Here is a 24,722-nt window from a genome sequence, read left to right as displayed (position 1 = left end):
ACTATTTTGTCTAGTACATTGCTTCGTATATCAACAAAGTTGCATAAAAAATATCATAAAAAAAAAGCCCTGCTGTTGAGCAGGGCTTATATACTGTTATCAAAGATTAGAAACCGTATTCTTGTTCGATTTCCAATACAATACCTTCGTCAACCAAAACACGACCGCAATGTTCGCAGATAATGATTTTTTTACGTTGACGAATCTCAGATTGCATCTGAGCAGGGATTTTATTGTGACATCCTGAGCAGCTATCACGATCGATAGAAACGACCGCTAAACCATTTTTGAAAGAATTACGTAAGCGGTAGTAAACTTTTACCAAACGCTCTTCAATATTAGCTTCCGCTTCAGCAGCTTTTGCTAATAAAGCATCTTCTTCCTTTTGAGTTTCGGAAGTAATTGTTTCCAATTCTTTCTTTTTACCCTCAAGTTCGCCTTTGCTATATTCCAGGTTACCTACAGTAGTATCGTAGTTTTCTGTTTTGTTACGAATCTCGAACTCTGCTTCTTTGATTCTTTTTTCACAAACCTGAATCTCAAGACCTTGAATTTCAATTTCTTTCGAAATAGCGTCGTACTCACGATTGTTCTTTACCTCATTTAACTGCGACTCGTATTTTTTGATAGCAGCTTGGGCATCCTTAATCATGTTTTTACGCTTAACGATCGAATCTTCTAAATCGTCTAAGTCTGTTCTGATCTTCTCAATACGAGTTTCTAAACCCGCAATCTCATCTTCAAGATCTGCAACCTCCATAGGCAATTCACCACGAACCTGGCGAATTTTGTCTATTTTAGTATGTATGGCTTGCAAAAGCCATAGTGCTTTCAATTTTTGTTCTACGGTTTGTTCCATCAACTGTAGTATTTTATAGGATTTGTATCTATTTCTGTTGTTAAGGTTGCAAAGTTAGGAAATTTTTTCGTAATAATGTCGTACAATAATTCTTGCGTAAATTGTTCGCTCTCAAAATGTCCCGTATCCGCGATGACAATTTCACCCTCGGCATCAAAAAATTCATGGTATTTATAATCAGCTGTCACAAAAAAATCAGCGCCAGATCGCTTTGCTGCACCTAACAAAAAACCTCCTGCGCCACCACAGACGGCAACTCTACTGACTTTTCTGCCAAGAAGTGCTGTATGCCGAATAACGTTTAGTTTAAGGTTTTCCTTCAAATAAGCTAAAAAATCCCGTTCGTCCATAGGCTCGGGTAAATTCCCGATCATCCCAGCTCCAATTTCCACTGTTGTATTCTGCAAATCGAAAAGATCATAAGCCACCTCTTCGTAAGGATGCGCTTCATAAAGTGCCAAAAGCAGCTTTCTTTCTATTGAACGTGTATAGATCACCTCTATCCGCGTTTCTTCGACACGCTCCTGTGTTCCTATTTCGCCGATAGTAGGTTCGGATCCCGCCAAAGGTCTGAAACTTCCATAACCTGCAGTATTAAAACTACATTGATCATAATGTTTCCCAATTTGGCCCGCTCCAGCATCAAATAATGCTGTCCTGACTTCTTCTACATGACTCCTTGGCACAAACACAACCATCTTGCGCAATACATTGGGTTTCGATTCCAATATCGCCTGATTAACCAATCCAAGTTTATCTGCTATCTTTGAATTGACCCCGCCAGTGACATTATCCAAATTGGTATGTATCGCGTATAGCGCAATTTTATTCTCAATAGCTTTTATGACAGTGCGTTCCACATAATTCTTTCCATTGAACTTTTTTAAGCCTTTGAAAACAATGGGATGATGTGAAATAATTAAATTGCATCCTTTTTCGATCGCCTCCTGTACAACTTCCTCTGTACAATCCAACGAAATTAATATTTTGGTAATCTCCTGATTTGCATTGCCTACGATAAGTCCGGCATTATCATAAGATTCCTGCAAATCCAAGGGAGCCAGCTGCTCCAGATATTGAATAACTGCTTTAATTTTCATCGTTTATAATCACCTCCTTTTCTCTAAATTTATCGTGTTCTTCTAAAATTCTACGGTTTGCACTGATATTGAACCAATAGTTGGCCAATGTGACAAAGTGCATAATACCCAAAACACCTAGAATAGAAATCGGCAAGGGGATATTTGCAGCCAAATAAATCCATGCATACAATGATCCTTTCCGATAAGTTGGGTTTTCCTCTACAGCTATCTTACGATCATAGAACTCATTGATGAGGGAATCTCTTAGGCGGGAAGCGACCTGAAAATTCCAATAAATATTGACTAATGGAATCGCCACCAACCAAGATTGATTAGGTGTCATCAATCTATTTTCCACCGCGACCAAGTTTAAAGTTTTTCGAATCGTATTCGCAAATAATAACCAAATAATGGTGCGTATAACGATTAGACCTAAAGCCGGATAGAGTATTTCGGGTTTACTTAATTCATTTAATAATTCTTCTTGCGTCATTGAAATATCTTGCTCTTATTTATTTTTCCTGTAATAACAAATCTACTAATTCTTTCAGCTTTTTTATTTGCGGATTATGATCTCCGATCAATTCAACGGTTTTAAAATGACGTTGTTTAGCTTTCGCGTAAAATGGATAAAAGTCATCTTTTTCCATTGCCTTACCTTCTTCGTAGGTCAAGATATAAGTAGCGGGAATTCTCTCCCTTTCTGGGTTTCTTAAACTGATTTTATCAGTCATCGTTTTCAAAGGGTGGGGGACGTCCCGCGGAAACTTACTTTCGTCTTTTACCCAAAATGGAATAATAAAACCTTCCTTCTCAAATTTCAAAAGACCATTGTCCCCAGGCTTTACCATCAAACTCAAGACCGATTCCTGATTATCGGGAAGGATGGCGTCTAAATATACCAATTTTTTTATTCTATCCGGAAGACTATCTGCTACACCCGTTATTATCATTCCCCCATAGCTGTGTCCAACCAATACAATATCTCGAAGATCTTCAAATAATATGGTATTGACAACGTCGTTGATGTGGGTCTGTAAACGAATAGAAGTATCCGCTAAATGATAACGTTCTCCCAAACCGGTTAGTGCAGGACGATATACTTTATGTCCTTCTTTCTCTAATTCATTTGCTGTCTTTTTAAATTGCCAGGCGCCACCCCAGGCACCATGTACAACAACATAAGTAGTTTGCTGTGCATAAGCAGATTTTAAGCCTACAACTAATGAAAAAAACAATATAAAACAACCTAATTTATTAAATTTCATTACATTATGTTTATTCAAATTAACACGTCACTCCTCCTAAATCTACTCAACAATTTGCTATGTTCCAATAAGCATTTTTCATTTTGCAGTCGAAAACGATATATGTGAGTAATCACTCATAAAACTGCACCTAGCTTTATCCTTGTTTAAGGATAGATTTCATATTAAAACTGCCCTAACAGATAAAGCAGGGTAGGGGAGAACTCGACACAACTTGTTAGACATACAGCAAAAATATTGTTGGTTTTTTATGGTAATCCTCTTTCTGTTTTTTCCATTCAGCAATGGTTAAACTCTTTATAGACTCGTCAGCGGAAGTGACATTACAGGCTACGCAAAGCTGGGTATTGGATTTACAGTTTTTTAGAATATCTTCGAGAAGATGATTGTTTCGAAATGGTGTTTCAATAAATATCTGAGTTTGCTTCTCACGCATAGATTGTAGCTCTAGATCTTTAATTTTCTTTGCACGCTCATTTTTATCAATAGGCAAATAACCATGGAAAGCAAACTTCTGTCCACTAAATCCTGAAGCCATAAGTGCTAATAGGATGGAACTGGGACCAACCAACGGTACCACTTTTATCCCAAGCTGATGAGCACGAGCAACCACAGAAGCACCGGGATCGGCTACTCCCGGACAGCCGGCCTCCGACATCAATCCTACATTTTTTCCTTGCTTCAAGCCTTCAAAAAAATCATTGATATTTCCCTTGTCCCGCGCATGTTTACCATAATCATGTATCGTCAATTCACTTTGAGGAATTTTTAATCCAGCCAGTTTGAGAAACTTTCTCGCCGTCTTTTCATTTTCCACGATATATTCGTCCAATGCATTGATTGTCTCAACCAAATAAGGAGTAAAAGATTGGAATGCAGCATCATCGCTCAAAGGAACGGGAATTAAATATAATATACCTTTTGCCATATACAAACCTACTAATTAACGACCATTTGGCTATAGTAATTTTAAACTTAGCATAATTTAACCTTTAAAAATGATTAAGTTTGCAAATTTTAAACTCATTATTAGTATTTTAGCATAAGTATTTGTTGCAACAATAAACATCATCCAAATGATCACACAAATTACAGAAGGCGTAAAAATCTCGGTTGAAACCATCTATCAATCGGAGTATTCTAATCCCGACCGTGAACATTTTATGTTTGCTTATCACATTAGCATAGAAAATTTGAGCGATTACACGGTACAATTGATCAGTCGTTACTGGAAAATATTTGATGCAAAAGGCGACTATCGGGAAGTGTCGGGAGAAGGTGTTGTAGGTGAGCAGCCTGTTATCGAACCGGGCCAGGTACATCAATATACTTCGGGATGTAATCTCAACAGTGAATTTGGTTTCATGGAAGGTCATTACAATATGATCCGTTCTTTGGATAATAGCAGTTTCCAGGTTGAAATACCTCGTTTCAATCTGATTGCGGATTATGCATTGAATTAAATTTATCAAGGTAATATCATTATTGCCGATTTATCACACAACGAAGCTTTTTTCGCATCGAATAAGAAACTATTTCTTTATTTTTGCGTGCATTCTAAATCAACTTGTTACTGAGATTATGCTGAACAGGATAATTTTGTTCCTCAGCCCATAGTTAAACATAGCATAGAAAGCCATCCATTAGATTTAATTAGTCAGCAATCAAAAAAGATTATTGATTCAATATATAAATAATTGAAAATCAAAAATAATAATATAATTACTTGATTTTCAATACATTAAAAAACCGTCAGGGGTAATAAATTCTTGAATGGAATTTTATTGTATTAAAATGACTAAAATTAATTTTTGGGTGATATAACGTGAGTATTTTAGCTACAGAACAAGTAAGCCATTCCTTCCATGATAGGTGGCTTTTTAGAGATTTACACTTCGGACTCCAAAAAGGAGAGCGGGTGGCTTTGGTCGGAATAAATGGTACAGGCAAATCAACATTGCTTTCTATTTTAGCAGATCGTACCTTGCCAACATCAGGAAAAGTTGTCAAAGAAAAGGGTATAAAAATAGGATTTCTCGAACAAGATCCTGATTTCACAGGATTAAAATCAATCAATGATTTTATATATAGTGCAGACAACGATCAGCAACGTCTAATCAGGGAATATGAAGAACTTCTGGAAAGTACTGATATTGATCAAAAAAAATTAGAAGATCTTACCGAAAAAATAAGTTCATTGAATGCTTGGGAATATGAGCATAATATAAAGACGATTTTAAATCGTTTAAATATTATGGACTTTCAGCAGGATATAAAAAGTCTCTCCGGGGGACAACGTAAAAGACTCGCACTGGCCAAACTTTTGATAGACGAGCCGGATGTATATATCCTGGATGAGCCAACCAACCACTTGGATATAGAAACCATTGAATGGTTAGAAAAGTTACTGACCACTGGCAGCAAGACGGTGCTTTTAGTTACACACGACCGCTACTTCCTCGATAATATATGTACAGAAATCAGAGAACTTGATAGGGGGAATCTTTACATTTATAAAGGTAACTATTCCTATTTTTTGGAGAAGAAGTCGGATCGAGAAACGATCGATGCAGTCATGGTCGAGAAGAGCAGAAATCTACTTCGCAAGGAATTGGAATGGATGCGGCGTCAACCTCAGGCAAGAGGTACCAAATCCAAATCCCGCATCGAAGCTTTCTACGATCTAGAAGAAAAATCCAAATCAATAAAAGGAAATGACTCTGTTCAGCTTAGTGTAAAAGTAAGTAGACAGGGTTCTAAAATTCTCGAACTGGAACATGTATCCAAGCATTATGGAGCGAAAGAAATCATAACAGATTTTTCCTACACATTCAAAAAAGGAGACCGTATAGGTCTAGCTGGAAAAAACGGAACTGGTAAATCAACCTTTTTAAATCTTATCACAAAAGAAGAAACTCCAGATGCTGGAACAATAGCAGTAGGAGAGACCACTGTATATGGATACTATAAGCAAGGGGGACTTGAAGTAAATGAAAATGATCGTGTACTTGATGTTGTAAAAAATGTTGCTGATTATATTGAGATGGCAAATGGAGAAATGATTACAGCATCTCAATTACTCACACACTTTTTGTTTCCTCCAGAGAAGCAATTTGGTTTTGTCAACAAACTTAGTGGTGGGGAAAGAAAGCGTCTTCAATTGATGCGGGTATTAATGAAGAATCCTAATTTCCTTATACTAGATGAGCCATCCAATGACCTGGACATTGACACATTAAATGTATTAGAAGATTTCCTTGATAATTATAGGGGCGTACTTATATTGGTATCCCATGATAGATATCTATTGGATAAGTTGACAGATCAACTTTTCATATTTGAGGGAACAGGTAAGATCCGTATCTATAATGGAAACTATGCCGACTTTAAATCAGAACAAGATGAAATCCAAAAATTAGAAAAGGAAAAACAAAAGAAAAATAGCCAAGACAAAGCTAAACCCGAGGTAAAAGAGGAAAAGAAAAAGCTCTCTTACAAGGATCAACTTGAATACAATAAACTGGAAACAGAAATAGAAAATCTCGAACTACAGGTAAAGGCAAAGACTGAAGAATTAAATCAATTAACAGATCACGTCAAGCTTTCAACATTAGCAGAGGAGATTAAAACTATGCAAGAACAGATAGACCAAAAATCGGAACGATGGTTATATCTTGCAGATTTTATGTAAAATTTTCAATCGGGTTTCACGTGGAACGTAGATAAAAGAGTAAATTTGTAAATAAATAAAAAACCACGTTTCACGTGGAACAAGGATATAGAGATGTTTAAAAAATACAATGTAATTGTAGTAGGTGCAGGACATGCCGGATGTGAAGCAGCAGCAGCAGCAGCTAATCTGGGTTCTTCCACTTTGCTTATTACAATGAATATGGGTGTGATAGCTCAAATGAGTTGCAACCCTGCTATAGGTGGTGTAGCCAAAGGACAAATCGTAAGAGAAATAGATGCGATGGGAGGATACACAGGTATCATTGCAGATAAATCAACGATTCAATTCCGCATGCTTAATCTTTCAAAAGGTCCTGCGATGTGGAGTCCACGTACACAAAATGATCGGATGCGATTTGCAGAGGAGTGGAGATTACAATTAGAATCTCTGCCAAATCTAGATATGTGGCAAGATACCGTCAAGGAGGTAATCGTTAAAAACGGAAAGGCATGCGGAGTCATCACTTCTATGGGAATAGAAATTGAATCGGATGCTGTTGTCCTAACAAACGGGACATTCTTAAATGGCGTAATCCATATCGGTGATAAAAAATTTGGAGGTGGTAGAACAGGAGAGAAGGCTGCTACAGGACTGACGGAGCAGCTCGTTTCACTGGGCTTCGAATCAGGTAGAATGAAAACTGGTACGCCACCAAGAATTGATGGCCGTAGTCTTAACTATGGTCTCATGGAAGAACAATGGGGTGATGAAAAGAAAGGACGATTCTCTTATACAGATGTAGAGATGCCGACAGAACAACGCTGTTGCTGGATTACATATACCAATGATAAGGTACATGAAATGCTTCGTACAGGGTTCGAAAAATCACCTATGTTTACTGGACGAATTAAGGGATTAGGTCCTCGTTATTGTCCCTCGATAGAGGACAAGATCAATCGCTTTGCGGAGCGTGAGCGACACCAGATTTTTGTGGAACCGGAGGGATTCAAAACAGTGGAAATTTATGTAAACGGATTCTCCACATCACTTCCAGAAGATGTACAATTAAAAGCGCTACAATTTATACCCGGATTTGAAAATGCAAAGATGTACCGTCCGGGATATGCAATAGAGTATGACTATTTTCCACCAATGCAGCTCGATCTAACATTGGAAACCCAATTGGTAAAACATTTATTTTTTGCGGGGCAGATCAATGGTACTACGGGGTATGAAGAAGCTGCGGCACAAGGATTCCTTGCTGGTATAAACGCTCATCAACGTATCAATGATGACAAAGAACTTATTCTAAAAAGATCCGAATCATATATTGGTGTATTAGTAGATGACCTTGTCACAAAAGGAACAGAGGAACCGTACCGCATGTTTACCTCTAGAGCAGAGCACCGCTTACTGCTGCGTCAGGATAACGCCGATATCCGTCTTACACCATTAGCCTACAAGCTAGGATTAGTCGGAGAGGAGAGACTAGAGAAAGTGCAAGATAAAATAGATAACTCCAATAACATCATTGAATACCTCAAACAGAATTCAACGAATCTTGAAAAGATGAATACGGTATTGGCAGAAGTTGGATCCAGTGCACTTGCTCAAAAAACACGTTTAAGTAATGTACTAGCCCGACCACAGGTCAGCATACAAGATATCGTCAAAGGCGATGAAGCCTTTGCTCAATATGTTTCTCAATTTGATAATGAAACAATAGAGCAGGCAGAAATTAACATGAAATACGAGAGCTATTTCGAAAAAGAAATAGAAATAGTCAATCGCATGAAGAAGATGGAAGATAGAGAAATTAATCCTGATTTCGATTATGGTTTACTAACTTCACTGTCAATTGAAGCAAGACAAAAATTAGCGAAGGTAAAACCTAGAACATTAGGTCAAGCTTCCCGAATTTCGGGTGTATCACCATCAGATATCAGTGTTTTAATGGTACACATGAGTTAATTAATTGATTTACAGATAATTATAAATAAAAATAAACAAGCTTAAAATAAGCGATTTAAGACAATATTCTATTTTTTATGACAACTTCTTTAAAAAGTAATAAAAGTAGTTCAGAAAGGCTAAAAAGTAGCTTAAAAACGAGATTACTTATTTTAAGCATGTTTATAATGCTCATTGGCTTGTCTATACAATGTGCGAGTATACAACAGCCAACAGGAGGACCTAAAGACTCTATTCCTCCAAAAATTCTGCAGGAAAGCCCTACGAACTTTTCGAAGAATTTTACCGAAAAAAAAATCGTCATAACTTTTGATGAGTATGTCAAGCTGGCCAATCAGCAAAAAGAGTTTAGCATCACACCGGATATGGGAAGTAATCCCCAATTCAAAGTCAAGAAAAAAAATCTGGAAATCACATTACCAGATTCATTGGAAAAAAATACGACTTATAGCATCTATTTCGGCAAGGGCCTAGTAGATTATAATGCAGGGAATGCATTGGTAAATTACGCTTATGTATTTGCAACAGGTGACAAAATTGACTCACTCAGTATATCGGGCAATGTAAAAAGTGCGATGACAAAAGAAGTATTAAAAGAGGTTAAAGTTCTTCTAATACCCACAAGCCAAGATTCTATTTTTGGAAAAAAGAAAGCCAATATTTTCACCATAACAGATACTGCTGGAAACTACAAACTAAATAACCTCCGTGAGGGAACGTATCGTATATATGCTCTTCAGGAAAAGAACAACGATCGGATCTATAATGCACCCGATGAAGAAATAGGCTTTCTAAAAGATTCCATCGTATTAGAACGGGACCTTACCAATATCAATTTAGAAGTATTCAAAGCTGTTCCAAAAAAATTCCGCACGCAAGAAAAGAAATTTGAGAAAAATGGAAGTGTGCTCCTCATTTTCAATAGAAGAGTGGATAAACCAAAGCTTAATATTCTAAACGATGAAGTCAATAATAAGGATAAAATAGTACGATTCTCGAAGAGTTCCGATTCTGCAACGTTGTTTCTTCCCAACCTAAAAATAGACTCACTCAAACTCGTTCTAACAGAAGGTGAGAAACCTTTGGACACTATTCTTGTCAGAAGAGGAAATGTGAAAATAGAGCAGGTTATAGACCCACAATTTACACCAAATAATGGTAAAGTAGATAGGATCAATCATCTTCAGGTATCAGCTTTTACTCCGATAAAAAATATAGATAAAGCGAAGTTAAAGTTCAAAGAAGATTCTCTTATAAGAACGAACTATCAATTGGCAGTGGATACAAATGACTCCAATATTTACCATATCCGTTATAATTGGAGAAAAGATAAAAAATATCAGATAGAATTTACAGAAGGTGCCATAACAGGATATTTTGGGGAACAAAATAAAGAGAAGAAATTCGATCTGACTTACGATGATAGTGAAAACTATGGGGATCTAACATTTGACTTTACGGATCTGGACAGCAATACTACCTACTTGGTCGAATTGATCAATGAGAAAAAAGATAGGATATATAGAATGGATAAGATCAATAGTGTTAATCCATCAGTAGTTTACAAACAGTTTCCAGGAGGAAGATATACCATACGTGTCATCCGCGATGACAATAATAATGGAATATGGGATACCGGAGATGTTGAGAAGAAGACTTTCCCAGAGCCTGTTGTCTACCTAAATAAGGTTTTTACGATACGTGCAAACTGGGAACAAAAAGATAGCTTTTCATTAAGTGGACTCAAAAAGGAATAAAATTGAGACTAATTGTAAAAAAACAAGAAAAAAAATATTGCTAATACGTTTAAGCTAAAACCAAGAGCTATATAATACATAGTTATGTGGCAGCTGCTGTAAAAGCGCTTTCTGTTCATCAGTCAGCGCTTTTATTTTTTTTGCAGGAACTCCAGCATATAGATATCCTGATTCACAACGGGTATTTTCCAAAACAACAGCACCAGCAGCAATAATTACATTGGATTCCACCACTGCATTATCCATTACTATAGCGCCCATCCCGATCAGAACATGATCTTCCACGACACATCCGTGTACCATAGCCTGATGGCCAATATTAACGTAATTACCAATGGTAGTTCCGCATTTTTTATAGGTACAATGGATAACAGCACCATCTTGTATATTGGTATAATGACCTATACGAATATAATTAACATCCCCGCGAATTACCGCATTGAACCAAACCGAACAATGGTGTCCAATCTCTACATCGCCAACAATAGTCGAATTGGGGGCCAAAAAGCATTCCTCAGCTATCATTGGAGACTTATCTAAAACAGGTAAAATAAGTGCCATATCTACTAAAATATCGTGTCTTGTAATATATCCGAATGCTGGGGATAATCTGTTGTATAATGCAAGCCCCTGCTTTCTTTTCTAAGCATAGCCGACTTGGTTACAATATAAGCAACCTGGATCACATTCCGCAGTTCACAAAGCTTCACAGAAAGCCGGGTGTTGCGATAGAATTCCTCTGTTTCCTCATATAGTAAATGTAGGCGTTTAAGGGCCCTTTCTAGTCTAAAATCTGATCGAACAATACCAACATAATCACTCATGATCTTCTGACACTCACGTAGATTATGACTGACTAGAATATCCTCATTGGAAAGGGAGGTCTTCGAGTCATCCCATTCGGGAACATCGGAAACATGGTTTATAGCTCCAACGGATTTTGTAGCATCCAAAAAGATCCGATGAGCATATACAAGAGCCTCAAGTAAGGAATTAGAAGCCAATCGATTTGCTCCATGCAATCCAGTCGATGAACACTCTCCACAGGCATATAGATTACGTATGCTGCTTCGTCCAAAATCATCTACATAAATTCCACCGCATAAATAATGGGCAGCCGGAGTGACCGGTATAAAGTCTGTAGCCATGTCCAATCCTATAGAAAGACATTTTTCATAAATATTTGGAAAGTGCTTAATAATATCCTTCTTATCCCTATGGGTAATATCCAGATACACATAATCTATACCAGACCTCTTCATTTCGGCATCTATAGCGCGCGCAACAATATCTCTTGGAGCCAAAGAGGCTCTTTCGTCATATTCCTCCATAAAAGGCTCACCATTTATCCTTCTAAGAATCCCTCCGAAACCACGAACGGCCTCCGAAACCAAAAAAGCGGGTGAATCCTTCGGATTATATAATGAGGTCGGGTGAAATTGCATAAATTCCATATTACGCACCTTGCCTTTCGCCCGGTAAACCATCGCTATACCATCACCAGTAGCAATAGTCGGATTAGTTGTACTCGAGTACACATGTCCCGCACCACCGGATGCCATGACAGTCACCTTGCTCAAAATCTTGTCTACGAGATGCGATGAGGTATCAAATGCATAGATACCATAACAGGTAATATCTTCCCTATTCTTATCAACATACTCCCCCATATGATGCTGGGTGATCAGATCGATAGCAAAATAATGAGTAACCATTTCGATATTAGGATCGTTGTGTGCTTGCACCAACAACGCTCGTTCGATTTCATACCCCGTTATATCTTTATAATGTAGAATACGATGAGCCGAGTGCCCCCCTTCTTTAGCTAGATCATAAACTCCAGATTCCTCCTTGTCAAATGAGGTTCCATAAGAAATAAGTTCGGCAATCCGATCCGGAGCCTCCCGGACCACGTTTTCCACAATTTCCACATCACATAATCCATCTCCAGCTATCTGAGTATCAATGATATGCTTTTCGAAGCTATCTGACTTATCCACAACGGCAGCTACTCCCCCCTGTGCGTATTTCGTGTTAGACTCATCCTCATTGGACTTAGTGACTATCAACACTTTACCAAATTTAGAAGCTTTCAATGCAAAGCTCAATCCGGCAATACCTGATCCAATGACCAAAAAATCTACTTTTCTATCTGCCATATATTTTAAAATTCACAAACTATCCCCAAAAGTGATGGTTCAAATTAACGAAAAATGTGGAAAACGTGTAAATAAAAGGTTAAATAAAAATGAAAAGTATTTAACATTCCACAAATCCCCTACTTTCACTACGAATTCCAATTATTTTTCCGCACAAAAATTGGCAGATTTCCACATTTTACAAACATTAACTATTCAACAAAAAAATATGGAAAATAAAAAACAGGAAAAATTAGAATTTTAAAAATCAGCTATTTAATACCAAATTTCTGTTGAAAAATTGTTGAAAACTCTATAAAAACCTAAAATCAAAATCGATTCAAATCAATTTATACCACTTTTCCACACCCTAATAAACAATAAGAGATTCTTTAATTTAAAATATTAGTATTTATTAAAAAAAAAGATTGTGGAATACGTTCGAAAATCTTTGTTTAGTTTTGTCAACATCGAATCAAACCTTTTTAGGTTACGATATTTGGAAGTGATTAACTCCCCTATTGAAATATCGAAATCTAAACGGGTTTATTTTCGGAAATCAAATTCTTGAGGGATTTTTGAGCTCTTTAGAATTGAATATTTTTTTAAAAATTTAAAAAACAAAATTTTATGAGATTATAAAAGAGTTTGTATTGGCATTTTTATGCTTTTTATTATGGAATTTCGTTTTTGAGGCTATTAGATTTGTTTATTTCACTTCTGATAACTTTATTCGGATTTTATCTGAATCTTAATGGGTTTAAAATCATTTTAAATGAAAAAATCTGTTTATTTAGGCCGTTTTGGTTTTAATATTTACTTTTTTTTAAGAATTTTCTTGATTTACTAGGTTTAAAATAGTTTAAACGAGCATTTTTTATTGAATTTCGAAAGTAATTTTTGGTGATTTCTATATTTTGAAATTTGAAATTTTTGACCCTTTCAGAATCAGATAAACGATTCGTTAGTATACTTTCGACGTTATATCGGATTCTTACTGGGTTTAAAACAAGAAAAATTTATTTTGAGATCGAATAATTAAAAAAAGATAATTTTATACGAGTGAAAATTTTGAAAAATGCAATTTAGTGGTGATTTATTATCGATTTCTTTGAGATATTAAAATTTTTGAAGCATTTATTGGTATTTATGCTATTCTCAGCGGCTTTATTATAAATTTTTGTAATATAGACGCGATTAGAATTGAATATTTACCATTGAATTTTTCTTAAAAATTGTTATTTGATTCTAAATGACATTTTGAAATATACTAATCGAATCGCATGAACCGCGCATTTGATGAGCTTAGTATAATTTCACAGCAGATACACTGAAATCGAATATGATTGTGTTATTTGAAAAAAGTTTATTGAGAAATGAACATTCTTACTATATTTGCGACCCAGTATCGACTGGGCACTTTGGAAATTTAAAATTTAAGTGCTTTAGCTTTTGATAAATGGTATTATTGGATATTGTATATTTTTTATGACAATGTCAAGGAGTTTATTTTCAAAATAAGGTCTCTATGAATGCAATAGAATTATATACTTTGTAACATATAAATTTTGGTCGATTCTAAAGGAGTTTATTTGTGCTGGCAGCGGATTCTAAAGGCTTTAAGATTGGCTTATTCGAATTATTGGATTTATGTTTATAGATTATTGAATTCTTAGAGCCTATAAGAGACTTTACAAACTACAATAGTTAATTATAATAAAATTTTATAGTTTTTAAATTATATTAATAATGTTGTTGTAATATAGTTTTATATTTAATTATATAGAAATTTTTTAAATAATATTCCTTTACGCCGATAGAAAGCATAGAAATGGCTATCTTTTCTATATATTTCTGAGTTATTTTGAACGTATTAGTAGACGCTTTTTGTAGAAATACATTATTTATAAACACTTAATTCAATTCTATTCGACTAATAGTTTTTATTGGGCGTTCTAGATTCCGATATAAGCCTATTTTCTATTTATTAAATTGAATAGTTTATCCATAAGGGTCTTGTAAAATAGTAAAGCCTGCTAGACTTGAATAAATTCCGATTTACAGATTTTTCATAAGGATATCCTATTCCTACAGCCTTTATTTAGCTGAATTTTGACCTTATAACAAGACCAAAGCCTCCTAGCTTTCTATATAACTTTTTACTTTCTTATTTTATTAAAAAATTGGATTCTAAAAGACTTTTTATTCCGAATAACCAATATTTGTCTTTCGGAATCGATTTATTTTCAAAATCGATCTGGATTATTTAATCAACTACTTCTGACTGTCTAAACCTATTCATAATACAAATTTTTATTTTCGAAATTATGAGGCATAAAACACTTTACTTGAGAATTTAAAGTCTTCGAGATTTTGCTGCAGCACATTATGTTGACAATGGAGACAGATATTCAATTCTCAGCGACTTTATTTGATAATGGATAGCGTTTAGTTTACGCTTGTTTTACTCTTTTCGATTCGCACATTAAAAAAATGGCTCTATTAAAAAAATAAAGTCTTTCAGGTTTTATTAAAAATTCATCACTAGCTACCAATATGTAAATATTCAAATCTCAGCGGCTTTATTTGAGAATGAATTGTGTATAGATAATCCTTTTCCCTATTTTTTAGATTTTTATTTTTTCAAGAATTGGTTTATTTAGAATAAAGTCTTTCAGGTTTTCGTAAAACTTCAGCGTTTACTGTTAGTACGCGAATATTCAAATCTCAGCGGCCTTATTTGAGGGTGGATTCTGTATAGACAATCCTTTATCAATTTTTTTAGATTTTTATTTTTTCAAAAACGGGTCGATTTAAAAATAAGTCTTTCAGATTTTCTTAAAACTTGCGGCTGACTTCCAGTATATGAATATTCAATTCTAAACGACTTTATAGCCGAGGATGCTATTCTCTTTGAAGTCGACATATTTTTATCCTCTATAGCGGCTCGATATGTTAGTTATTAGAAGGCTGGATGGTTCTTGAAGTTTCTTCCTAAATTTCCCTAGACATCAATATTTTTTTCCTGCATAAATTCGTTTTTGAATAGTGGATTCTAACGGCTACAAATTTCGATCGGATAGAAAATGTTAATAAATAAAGCTTCCGTTTATGCTATATTTTTCCTTGTTTTGTATCATGCCTAAGAACGTTCATAAGGCTATAAATTTATAGAAAATCGTTTTCTGTGTTAGAAAGATTCTGAAACAAACCCGCTGAGATTTTGATATAGGATATATAGCTTGGTTATTTATAGGATATACGACTCTAAGAGGGTTTAAAATTGAATATTTCTGAAGTTATTTTGTTTTACGATAATAATTTAACTTTAGTTTTTGTATTATTTTTAAATTACGCTATCAACATATTTGATTAATTTGCTTTTTGCTGACTTTTATATATGTAACAATGCTTATTTTTGTTGCTCATAAACTGTTGAAAGTACCCGCATGGAAATTGTAAATTATGAGCTTCAGGCAAAAGGATATAATGATGCTCCGATTGACCCCTCATTGGATTTAGTAGCTGAGATCCAACGATTAAAGAAAGAAAAGAATGCTGTAATTTTAGCACACTATTATCAAGAGTCTGAAATTCAAGATATAGCAGATTATATTGGAGATAGTTTGGGCTTGTCGCAAGAAGCGGCGAAAACGGATGCAGACTTGATAGTGTTTGCTGGAGTACATTTTATGGCCGAGACAGCCAAGATACTTTCACCAACAAAAAAAGTTATTTTGCCAGACGCTAAAGCTGGTTGTTCATTATCGGATTCATGTCCACCACATTTGTTTGCTAAGTTTAAAGAGCAATACCCAGATCATTTGGTGATTACTTACGTAAATTGTACCGCTGAATTGAAAGCGCTTTCGGATATCGTATGTACCTCAAGCAATGCTGTACAAATCGTCGAGAGTCTTCCGATAGACCAAAAAATCATATTTGGGCCAGATCGTAACCTTGGGGCGTATGTAAAGAAAAAAACTGGACGTGATCTAGTGTTGTGGAATGGAGCGTGTATGGTGCATGAAATTTTTTCTCAGGACAAAATAGATCGTTTGAAAAGCGAATACCCTGAGGCTAAATTTATTGCACATCCAGAATGTGAAGACCATATTTTAGCTAAAGCAGATTATGTTGGTTCCACAGCCGGAATGCTTAAGTTTACACAGACAGATAGTGCCCAGTCTTATATTGTTGCCACGGAATCTGGAATTCTTTATCAGATGCAGAAAGCAAGCCCTGAGAAGACTTTTATTCCTGCTCCCCCGAACAATGCCTGTGCATGTAATGATTGCCCTCACATGAAGCTTAATACGCTTGAGAAGCTTTATAATTGTTTGAAATATGAATCGCCTGAAATTTTACTTCCTGAAGATGTCATACTTCGCGCACAACGGCCTATTGAACGGATGTTAGAGATATCGGCAAGTTTGGGACTGTAGTAATTTGCATAATTTTTGATAATAATCGATATGATAACAAATTGGTTTTCATATCGATTATTATTTTATAATGCTATTCATCACGTTATCTTGATGAGGATCGAGGGAATATCCTGATAAAGCATTACATGATATTTTGAAATTTTAAATTTTTTAACATGTTTGATTTTGATAATACTGAACGTACCAATTTGGAAGAAATGGGGGAGTTTGGTTTAATTGACTATATAAGTAAAGCAGTAGAGCTGACCGAGAAATCGACCATTAAAGGAATTGGTGATGATGCAGCAGTATTGGATTTTGAAGGAAAGAAGACTTTAATTTCTACTGATTTGCTCCTCGAGGGAATTCATTTTGATCTGCGATATGTTCCATTAAAACACTTGGGCTATAAAGCTGTACAGGTAAATTTGAGTGATATCTATGCCATGAATGGAATTGCTTCTCAGATTACATTTTCTATTGGTTTATCTTCCAAATTTCCATTGGAGGCGGTGGAAGAGATCTATCAGGGCGCTTTGATTGCCTGTAAAAAGTATAATGTTGATCTCGTGGGTGGGGATACCTCGGCTTCAGCCCAAGGGCTCGTTATATCAATAACAAGTATAGGCTATGCCGATGCTGAAAAGATCGTTTATCGTAACGGAGCAAAAGAAGGTGACCTATTGTGTGTATCCGGAGATTTAGGAGCAGCATACATGGGATTACAGCTACTGGAGAGAGAAAAAGATATTTATTTAGAAAATCCTAATGTGCAGCCTGATCTGGAAGGTAAAGACTATATCGTGGAACGTCAGTTAAAACCAGAGGCACGAAAAGATATTGTTGAATTATTTGCAAAATTGGGCATTATACCTACGTCAATGATGGATATTTCAGATGGTTTGGCTTCCGAAGTACTTCATATTTGTCGCCAATCTGATAAAGGTTGTAGACTGTATGAGGAAAAAATTCCATTGGATCAGATGACTTATGATACTGGACGTGAATTTGGTATCGACCCAACCGTTGCAGCTCTTAATGGTGGAGAGGACTATGAACTGCTGTTTACAATAGCACAGTCAGATCACGATAAGATTAAGAATTTGCCCGATATCAGTATCATAGGCTATATGACAGCGGCTTCAGAGGGTTGTGAAATGATTTCGAAATCTGGAAATCTATATCCGATTACAGCCCAAGGCTGGAATGCTTTCAAGAAAAAGGATTAAAAAGAAGATATCTAAAAAACAAGAAACGAATTTTCCACGAATAAATATTGAAAAAGTTCGATGTGGAATGTTTCGTTAAAGCAAGATAAAAAAAGGCTGCCAAACTAATTTGGCAGCCTTTTTTTATTGCTCTAATTCTTCTTCAAGCACCAAATCTTCTTGTTGTGGATCTCGCTCACCAACATTGAAATTATTGTATCCAAGACCTACTTCTATCTGCAGTAAACGCTGTTGGAGCATCTCTAGTATGGCCAGAAAATTATATACAAACTGAATCTTGTTTTCTGAGTTTTTCAATATCTCCTGAAAATCCAATTTCTTATTGATTTCAATAAGCTCAGCTATCGCCTTTTTCTGTTGTTCGATAGTATAGGGATACTTTACAACAGTATGTGTTACTTCTGCTGGTCTATTGCGAAATTGATACATCATTTGCTCATAGATCATCATTAGTCCATAGAGATCAAAGCTGTCTAGGTTTTCACCTGTTGCATCCAATTGTAGTCGTTGTCGTATATCATATTGGATGTTGCCTCTACTAAATAACTGGAGACGATTTTCTTCCATTACCTTTAAGCCTTCACATACCTCTTTAAATTGTTTATAGAGGATAAGTTTCTGAACGAGGTCTTCTCTCAGATCTATTTCGTTTTCGTTTTCATCAAGATCTGGTCTAGGCAGTAGCATCTTCGCCTTAATACGCATCAATGTAGAGGCTACAAAAATAAATTCGCTGGCCATCTCCATATTGAGTGCCTGCATTTGACTTACGTAAGACAAAAAATCATCGGTAATTTTCGAAATAGGGATATCATGAATGTTCAATTCATCCCGCTCGATAAAAAATAGTAATAAATCAAAAGGTCCCTCAAATTGAGGAAGCTTGATTTCGTAACCTTCTTCTACTTGCATATCTAATACAAATTTACATAATAAAATCTTTTGGAATTGTTCATATAGAAACTATTGGTGCTTTTATTTGTTGTAGCTCAATATGGAAATGCGATTTATTTTAAAGATTAAATAAAATTGTCGTTACTTTGTGTAAACATTTAATGTAAAATAGCAGTACTATGCAATTTGAGGCTGGAGAACTATTAAGTAAAATAAACGATCCCTCTGATCTTAAAAAGCTAAAGGAAGACCAATTAGAACAACTAAGCCAGGAATTACGTCAATTTATTATTGATCAAGTTTCGGTGAATGGTGGTCACTTTGCAGCAAGTTTGGGAGTCGTTGAATTAACCGTGGCATTACACTATGTAATGAATACACCTTATGATCAATTGATCTGGGATGTAGGTCATCAGGCTTATGGTCATAAAATTTTGACTGGACGTCGTGAGATATTTCATACGAATCGCATAGAAAACGGAATTTCGGGTTTTCCCAACCGTTTTGAGTCCGAATACGACGCTTTTGGGGTAGGGCATTCTTCTACGTCAATTTCAGCAGCTTTAGGTATGGCTGTAGCTTCCCAAATAAAAGGAGAAAAAGATCGTCAGCATATTGCGGTTATTGGAGACGGAGCTTTAACTGGCGGTATGTCATTTGAAGCTTTGAACCATGCCGGTATTTCTAAATCTAACTTATTGGTGATTTTGAATGACAATTGTATGTCCATAGATCCCAATGTTGGCGCGCTGAAAGAGTATTTAACAAGTATTACTACATCAAAACGATATAATAGATTTCGGGATGATATAGCTGCTGTGTTGACTAAAATTTCTGAAGTGGGGCCAAATGCGCTTGGTATTGTTAAAAAACTAGAGAAAAGCATCAAAGGTACCCTATTGAAGAATGCTAATCTTTTTGAGTCATTGAACTTTAGATATTTTGGTCCAGTTGATGGACATGATGTAAAGAAGTTAGCTAAGACGCTTGAAGATCTTAAACATATACCTGGTCCTAAATTGCTACATGTTGTAACAATGAAAGGAAAGGGATTTGCGCTTGCTGAAAAGGATCAGACGAAGTGGCATGCGCCAGGCTTATTTGATAAAATTACTGGGGAGATAAAGAAATCTTCAAGTGAAAAACCTGTAGCACCAAAATACCAGGATGTTTTTGGACATACTATGGTGGAACTTGCTGAAGCAAATGAAAAAATTGTTGGTATCACGCCAGCAATGCCTTCTGGCTCCTCGATGAATATCATGATGAAAGCAATGCCTGACAGAGCATTTGATGTTGGTATTGCTGAACAACATGCCGTCACATTTAGTGCGGGCTTAGCGACGCAGGGCTTATTACCCTTTTGCAATATTTATTCATCGTTTATGCAACGTGCCTATGATCAGGTTATCCATGACGTCGCCCTGCAAAATTTGAATGTTGTGTTTTGCTTAGATCGTGCTGGCGTAGTGGGAGCTGATGGTGCAACACATCATGGAGCTTATGATATCGCTTTTATGCGTTGTGTTCCGAATATGACTGTTTCTGCTCCGATGAATGAAGAGGAGCTTAGAAACTTGATGTATACTGCACAGTTACCTAATAAGGGACCTTTTGTCATTCGCTATCCGAGAGGAAATGGGGTGATGCCAGATTGGCGCCGTCCATTTACGGAAATAGAAATAGGAAAAGGACGAGTGATTACTGAAGGGGAGGAACTCGCTATCTTAAGCTTCGGTGCTATTGGAAATGAAGCCGTCAAAGCCGTACAGCAATTGAATGAATTGGGAATACATCCTGCGCATTATGATCTGCGATTTGCTAAGCCTTTGGATGAAGCCCTATTGCATCAAGTCTTTAAAAAATTCAAGAAGATAATCACCGTTGAAGATGGCTGTCTGCAGGGGGGCATAGGTTCTGCTGTATTAGAATTTATGGCAGACCATGGTTACAATAGTCAGATTGTACGATTAGGTATTCCTGACCGAATTGTAGAACACGCGGAACAGAATGCACAATGGCGAAGTTCTCATTACGATGCTGCTGCAATTGTCGAAGAGGGAAAAAAGATGTGTGACGGAAAATTCACCCATACAATGGTTGGATAGATCCAGTCACTTATAATTTACCAAAAAGGAAATCCTCTACAGGGATTTCCTTTTTTTATGGATTGAAATCGGTTTACTTTCTCATCGACTATGTTACAAAAACGATTGTTCAATGACCCGTCATTATTATACTTTCTTATTTCACAAGGTCTTCAGAATAGAGTAGAAAGATGTTGAGTAATGTTGTTAAGTAGAGTTTAAATTCTTATAAATTTAATATTAAAAATATATGAACTAAAGGTTGTATTTCGCTTTTATTTTGGTTAATTTAGTTCTATACCTTTAAGACTGAGCTGTAGTATGTTTGCTACTTTTTTTGTTCTTTTTTTTGAAATAAATTTGGAATGTTAATAATTATTTTTAGAGATCAATTTTAGCGCGAGTTTTCCACAATTTTACAAGGTAATTTGCTGATATATAAGGTTTTATTAATTATTTTATATTTTAGTTTTTTAGCTGATTTTTTTTTGTCATCTTCGTTCTCAGAGAAAGTTATCAACATATTTTTTGTCGCGTATTGTAAATCAACTTATTAACAATTTTAGAATGGAAAAAACGTATTCAAGTGTCTGGAATAATTGTCTTTCGATTATCAAAGATAATATCCCAGCACAAAGTTTCAAGACCTGGTTTGAACCTGTGAAAGCAGTCCGTTTGGAGGGTGACGTTTTGACTATTCAAGTACCTAGCTTATTTTTTTACGAGTGGTTGGAAGAACACTATGTAGGTATTCTTCGCAAGACCGTAAAGAAGTTTCTAGGAGAACAAGGTAGATTGGAATACAATATTGTAGTTGAGAAGTCATCGGCTTCTCATCCCTATACGACTAATCTTCCATCGAATGGCAATGGGGCAGAGGGTAAGAGACAATCTATTCCTGTGCCGGTATCTTTGAATAGAGATATCAAAAATCCATTTGTTATTCCTGGATTAAAGAAATTGCAGGTTGACCCGCAATTGAATCAAAACTACACATTTGAGAATTTTATTGAAGGTGAATGTAACCGTCTTGCTCGTTCTGCAGGCTACGCTGTAGCAAACAAACCGGGAGGTACTTCATTCAACCCTTTAATGATCTATGGTGATGTAGGTTTGGGAAAGACACACCTTGCCCAAGCTATCGGTAATGAAATCAAAAGAAATCTTCCCGATAAGTTGGTCATTTATGTGTCCTGTGAAAAATTCTGTCAGCAGTTTGTGGATTCATTGAAAAATAACACAATCAATGACTTCGTTAATTTCTATCAGGCAATGGACGTGATCATCATGGATGATGTGCACAATTTTGCTGGTAAAGAGAAAACACAGGATATTTTCTTCCATATATTCAATCATTTGCATCAATCTGGAAAACAAATCATTCTGACTTCTGACAAAGCACCTAAAGATCTAGCTGGTTTAGAAGAACGTTTGCTTAGTCGTTTCAAGTGGGGATTATCTGCAGATATTCAAATTCCGGATCTTGAAACAAGAATGGCGATTTTGAAGAAGAAGATGTATTCTGACGGCATTGAATTACCTGAAAATGTCGTGGAATATGTAGCAACGCAAATCGATAACAGTGTTCGTGAATTGGAGGGAGCAATGGTTTCGCTATTGGCTCAATCTACATTGAACAAAAAGGAAATTGATTTGGGGTTGGCTAAATCGATGTTGAAGAATTTTGTGAAGAATACACATAAGGAAATTTCAATGGATTTTATTCAAAAATTAGTTTGCGAATACTTTGAGGTTCCTGTGGATATGGTAAAGTCAAAGGTCAGAAAACGTGAAATCGTGCAGGCCAGGCAAATTTCGATGTATTTAGCAAAAAGCCACACAAAATCTTCGCTCAAATCGATTGGCGCATTCTTCGGAGGAAGAGATCATTCAACTGTCATCTATGCATGTCAAACCGTTGAGGATTTAATTGAAACTGACAAGAAATTTAAAACTTATGTCAGCGACATTATGAAGAAATTGAAATCTTAATGTAGCTTGATATCAAGTTAAAGTAAAAAAGGCTGTCTCGATAGACAGCCTTTTTTTGTACTCATATATGATGATTGAATAAAAAACCTCTGAATATGCCTAAGCATATCCAGAGGTTTAATACATTCCTCTTAATTTGAATAGAATGATTATTGTTGTTGATTGCTGTTTTCGTTGTTATTTTCTTTTTGTTCTGTTGGCGCCGGAGTGGCAGGAATACTTACTGCAGGTCGCTCCTCAATGTATTTTTTAAAGGCCACTTTCTGCTCATCGGTCAATAGTAGAGCGATCTTGCTATCTGATTCACCTTGAAGCTTCGTAATGCTCTCTTTTTTTACATCAGCTGTTGTTGTGGTATCTTGGATAACAGCTGCTATCGCTTTTTCTTGATCCAATACAATTGGTGATACAGCAGTTTTTTGTTCATCATTCAGTGTAAGCTTTGTTACCAACTCAGTCACAACTTTAGTTGCATTTTCTTCTGGGGTGGTTTGCTGTGCAAACAATAAGGTCATCGCTAGGAAAAAACCTATACTGGTTAAAAATAACTTTTTCATGATGTTTAATTTTAAATGAAATTATTCAATGAATTTATTAATGTCTGTTTTTAATTATTACAATAAACTGTTAATTAGCACTGGATTCTGTTTTAGAAGGTTCAGTAGGCGTAGGGACAGCTTTTGCTGGCCGTTCAGCAATTACCTTCTGATAAATAGTTTTTTGATCTTCTGTCAGTAATTGACTCACCTTGCCGTCTACTTCTGTTTGAAGTTTATTGAGGGTTTCGCCTTTCGCAGCAGCAGTGGAAGAGCTGTCTTTTAAAATCGTTTCTTCTGCCTTCGCCTGATCCAATAGAATGGAGGATACAGCAGTTTTCTGTTCATCATTCAGATTCAGCTTTTGTACCAGTTCGGTAGTAGCTTTTGCAGCGGTTTCCTCAGGTGTAGCCTGTTGAGCGAATGTTAGGCTAAGTGCCAAACACAATCCTATACCTGTTAAAATTAGCTTTTTCATATCTATTGTATTTAAAAAGTTACAACTATGATGTCTTGATATAAAAACTAATAAAGCTGATTTATATTGTATCAAGTATGTTACTTTAACAAAGTTTTAACGCTGCATATTTATGTATCTTATTTATTTTCAGTTGTATATGTATTTTAGGAGCAAGATATAATAGATAATGATTGTTTTGTTTTAAATAAAGCGCGGAGAATCGCTTTTGGTATTGAGGAAAGATATGCTTGCTTGGGAGAATAAATTGCCTTAAAAGACCTAATAATGGTATTATACGGCTTTATAGGTCTAATATGCTATAGAAAGGTACACGCTCTACTATTTTGGC

At 35.8% G+C, this 24,722-nt stretch carries 18 protein-coding genes; 8 read left to right on the top strand and 10 right to left on the bottom strand.

Going from position 1 to position 24,722, the window contains the following annotated elements; genetic code table 11:
• Positions 1-106 precede the first annotated feature (106 nt).
• From ABFX33_RS11955 to ABFX33_RS11935, 5 genes are all read right to left on the bottom strand, one after another.
• A complete protein-coding gene (locus ABFX33_RS11955) occupies positions 107-859 on the bottom strand; it encodes a zinc ribbon domain-containing protein (protein WP_223584035.1) in 753 nt (250 codons plus the stop codon).
• Complete coding sequence (locus ABFX33_RS11950; protein WP_346086240.1) at positions 859-1,959, bottom strand: Nif3-like dinuclear metal center hexameric protein; 1,101 nt, start codon at positions 1,957-1,959, stop codon at positions 859-861. The genes ABFX33_RS11955 and ABFX33_RS11950 overlap by 1 nt, the downstream gene beginning before the upstream one ends.
• Positions 1,949-2,434, bottom strand: a complete 486-nt coding sequence (locus ABFX33_RS11945) for a hypothetical protein (RefSeq protein WP_120261304.1) — start codon at positions 2,432-2,434, stop codon at positions 1,949-1,951. Before ABFX33_RS11945 ends, ABFX33_RS11950 begins: the two co-directional genes overlap by 11 nt.
• A 19-nt stretch (positions 2,435-2,453) precedes the next feature.
• Positions 2,454-3,209, bottom strand: a complete 756-nt coding sequence (locus ABFX33_RS11940; protein ID WP_346086239.1) for an alpha/beta fold hydrolase — start codon at positions 3,207-3,209, stop codon at positions 2,454-2,456.
• A 217-nt stretch (positions 3,210-3,426) separates the two neighbouring features.
• The gene (locus ABFX33_RS11935) at positions 3,427-4,137 is read right to left on the bottom strand and encodes an SAM-dependent methyltransferase (RefSeq protein ID WP_346086238.1); all 711 of its coding nucleotides are present in this window, start codon (positions 4,135-4,137) and stop codon (positions 3,427-3,429) included.
• A 148-nt stretch (positions 4,138-4,285) separates the two neighbouring features.
• On the opposite strand from ABFX33_RS11935, the gene apaG reads away from it, so the two are divergent.
• From apaG to ABFX33_RS11915, 4 genes are all read left to right on the top strand, one after another.
• Positions 4,286-4,672, top strand: coding sequence for a Co2+/Mg2+ efflux protein ApaG (apaG, locus tag ABFX33_RS11930; protein WP_223584040.1), 387 nt, complete (start codon positions 4,286-4,288; stop codon positions 4,670-4,672).
• Positions 4,673-5,034: 362 nt separating this feature from the next.
• Positions 5,035-6,900: an ABC-F family ATP-binding cassette domain-containing protein gene (locus ABFX33_RS11925; RefSeq protein WP_346086237.1), complete on the top strand. Its 1,866-nt coding sequence runs from the start codon at positions 5,035-5,037 to the stop codon at positions 6,898-6,900.
• 93 nt (positions 6,901-6,993) lie between these two features.
• Entirely contained in the window at positions 6,994-8,853 is a 1,860-nt protein-coding gene (mnmG, locus tag ABFX33_RS11920; protein ID WP_346086236.1) for a tRNA uridine-5-carboxymethylaminomethyl(34) synthesis enzyme MnmG, read from the top strand.
• A gap of 158 nt (positions 8,854-9,011) precedes the next feature.
• Complete coding sequence (locus tag ABFX33_RS11915) at positions 9,012-10,610, top strand: Ig-like domain-containing protein (protein ID WP_346086235.1); 1,599 nt, start codon at positions 9,012-9,014, stop codon at positions 10,608-10,610.
• 54 nt (positions 10,611-10,664) lie between these two features.
• On the opposite strand, the gene ABFX33_RS11910 is transcribed toward ABFX33_RS11915, so the two are convergent.
• Both ABFX33_RS11910 and nadB read right to left on the bottom strand, forming a co-directional pair.
• Positions 10,665-11,171: a gamma carbonic anhydrase family protein gene (locus ABFX33_RS11910; protein ID WP_120261297.1), complete on the bottom strand. Its 507-nt coding sequence runs from the start codon at positions 11,169-11,171 to the stop codon at positions 10,665-10,667.
• Between the two features lie 5 nt (positions 11,172-11,176).
• Positions 11,177-12,769, bottom strand: coding sequence for an L-aspartate oxidase (gene nadB / locus ABFX33_RS11905; protein WP_346086234.1), 1,593 nt, complete (start codon positions 12,767-12,769; stop codon positions 11,177-11,179).
• Positions 12,770-16,197: 3,428 nt separating this feature from the next.
• On the opposite strand from nadB, the gene nadA reads away from it, so the two are divergent.
• Complete coding sequence (nadA, locus tag ABFX33_RS11900; RefSeq protein ID WP_120261293.1) at positions 16,198-17,193, top strand: quinolinate synthase NadA; 996 nt, start codon at positions 16,198-16,200, stop codon at positions 17,191-17,193.
• 158 nt (positions 17,194-17,351) lie between these two features.
• Entirely contained in the window at positions 17,352-18,404 is a 1,053-nt protein-coding gene (thiL, locus tag ABFX33_RS11895; protein ID WP_346086233.1) for a thiamine-phosphate kinase, read from the top strand.
• Positions 18,405-18,527: 123 nt separating this feature from the next.
• Here thiL and ABFX33_RS11890 read toward each other — a convergent pair whose 3' ends face one another.
• Positions 18,528-19,316 (bottom strand): segregation and condensation protein A, encoded by a 789-nt coding sequence (locus ABFX33_RS11890; protein WP_257096017.1) that lies wholly within the window; start codon positions 19,314-19,316, stop codon positions 18,528-18,530.
• Positions 19,317-19,477: 161 nt separating this feature from the next.
• Between ABFX33_RS11890 and dxs the strand changes: the two genes are divergently transcribed.
• Together dxs and dnaA are read left to right on the top strand one after the other, a co-directional pair.
• Positions 19,478-21,406 carry a 1-deoxy-D-xylulose-5-phosphate synthase gene (dxs, locus tag ABFX33_RS11885; protein ID WP_346086232.1) on the top strand — a complete coding sequence of 643 codons (1,929 nt, stop codon included), beginning with the start codon at positions 19,478-19,480 and terminating at the stop codon, positions 21,404-21,406.
• Between the two features lie 546 nt (positions 21,407-21,952).
• The gene (dnaA, locus tag ABFX33_RS11880; RefSeq protein WP_077436883.1) at positions 21,953-23,377 is read left to right on the top strand and encodes a chromosomal replication initiator protein DnaA; all 1,425 of its coding nucleotides are present in this window, start codon (positions 21,953-21,955) and stop codon (positions 23,375-23,377) included.
• Positions 23,378-23,526: 149 nt separating this feature from the next.
• Here dnaA and ABFX33_RS11875 read toward each other — a convergent pair whose 3' ends face one another.
• Positions 23,527-23,934, bottom strand: a complete 408-nt coding sequence (locus ABFX33_RS11875; protein ID WP_346086231.1) for a hypothetical protein — start codon at positions 23,932-23,934, stop codon at positions 23,527-23,529.
• A 70-nt stretch (positions 23,935-24,004) separates the two neighbouring features.
• The gene (locus tag ABFX33_RS11870; RefSeq protein WP_346086230.1) at positions 24,005-24,391 is read right to left on the bottom strand and encodes a hypothetical protein; all 387 of its coding nucleotides are present in this window, start codon (positions 24,389-24,391) and stop codon (positions 24,005-24,007) included.
• Positions 24,392-24,722 lie beyond the last annotated feature (331 nt).

This window comes from Sphingobacterium ginsenosidimutans (genome assembly GCF_039536865.1).
GTDB classification, from domain to species: Bacteria; Bacteroidota; Bacteroidia; order Sphingobacteriales; family Sphingobacteriaceae; genus Sphingobacterium; species Sphingobacterium detergens.
The sequence above is the reverse complement of the archived record's forward strand: the minus strand, read 5'-3'. Positions and strand labels throughout refer to the sequence as shown.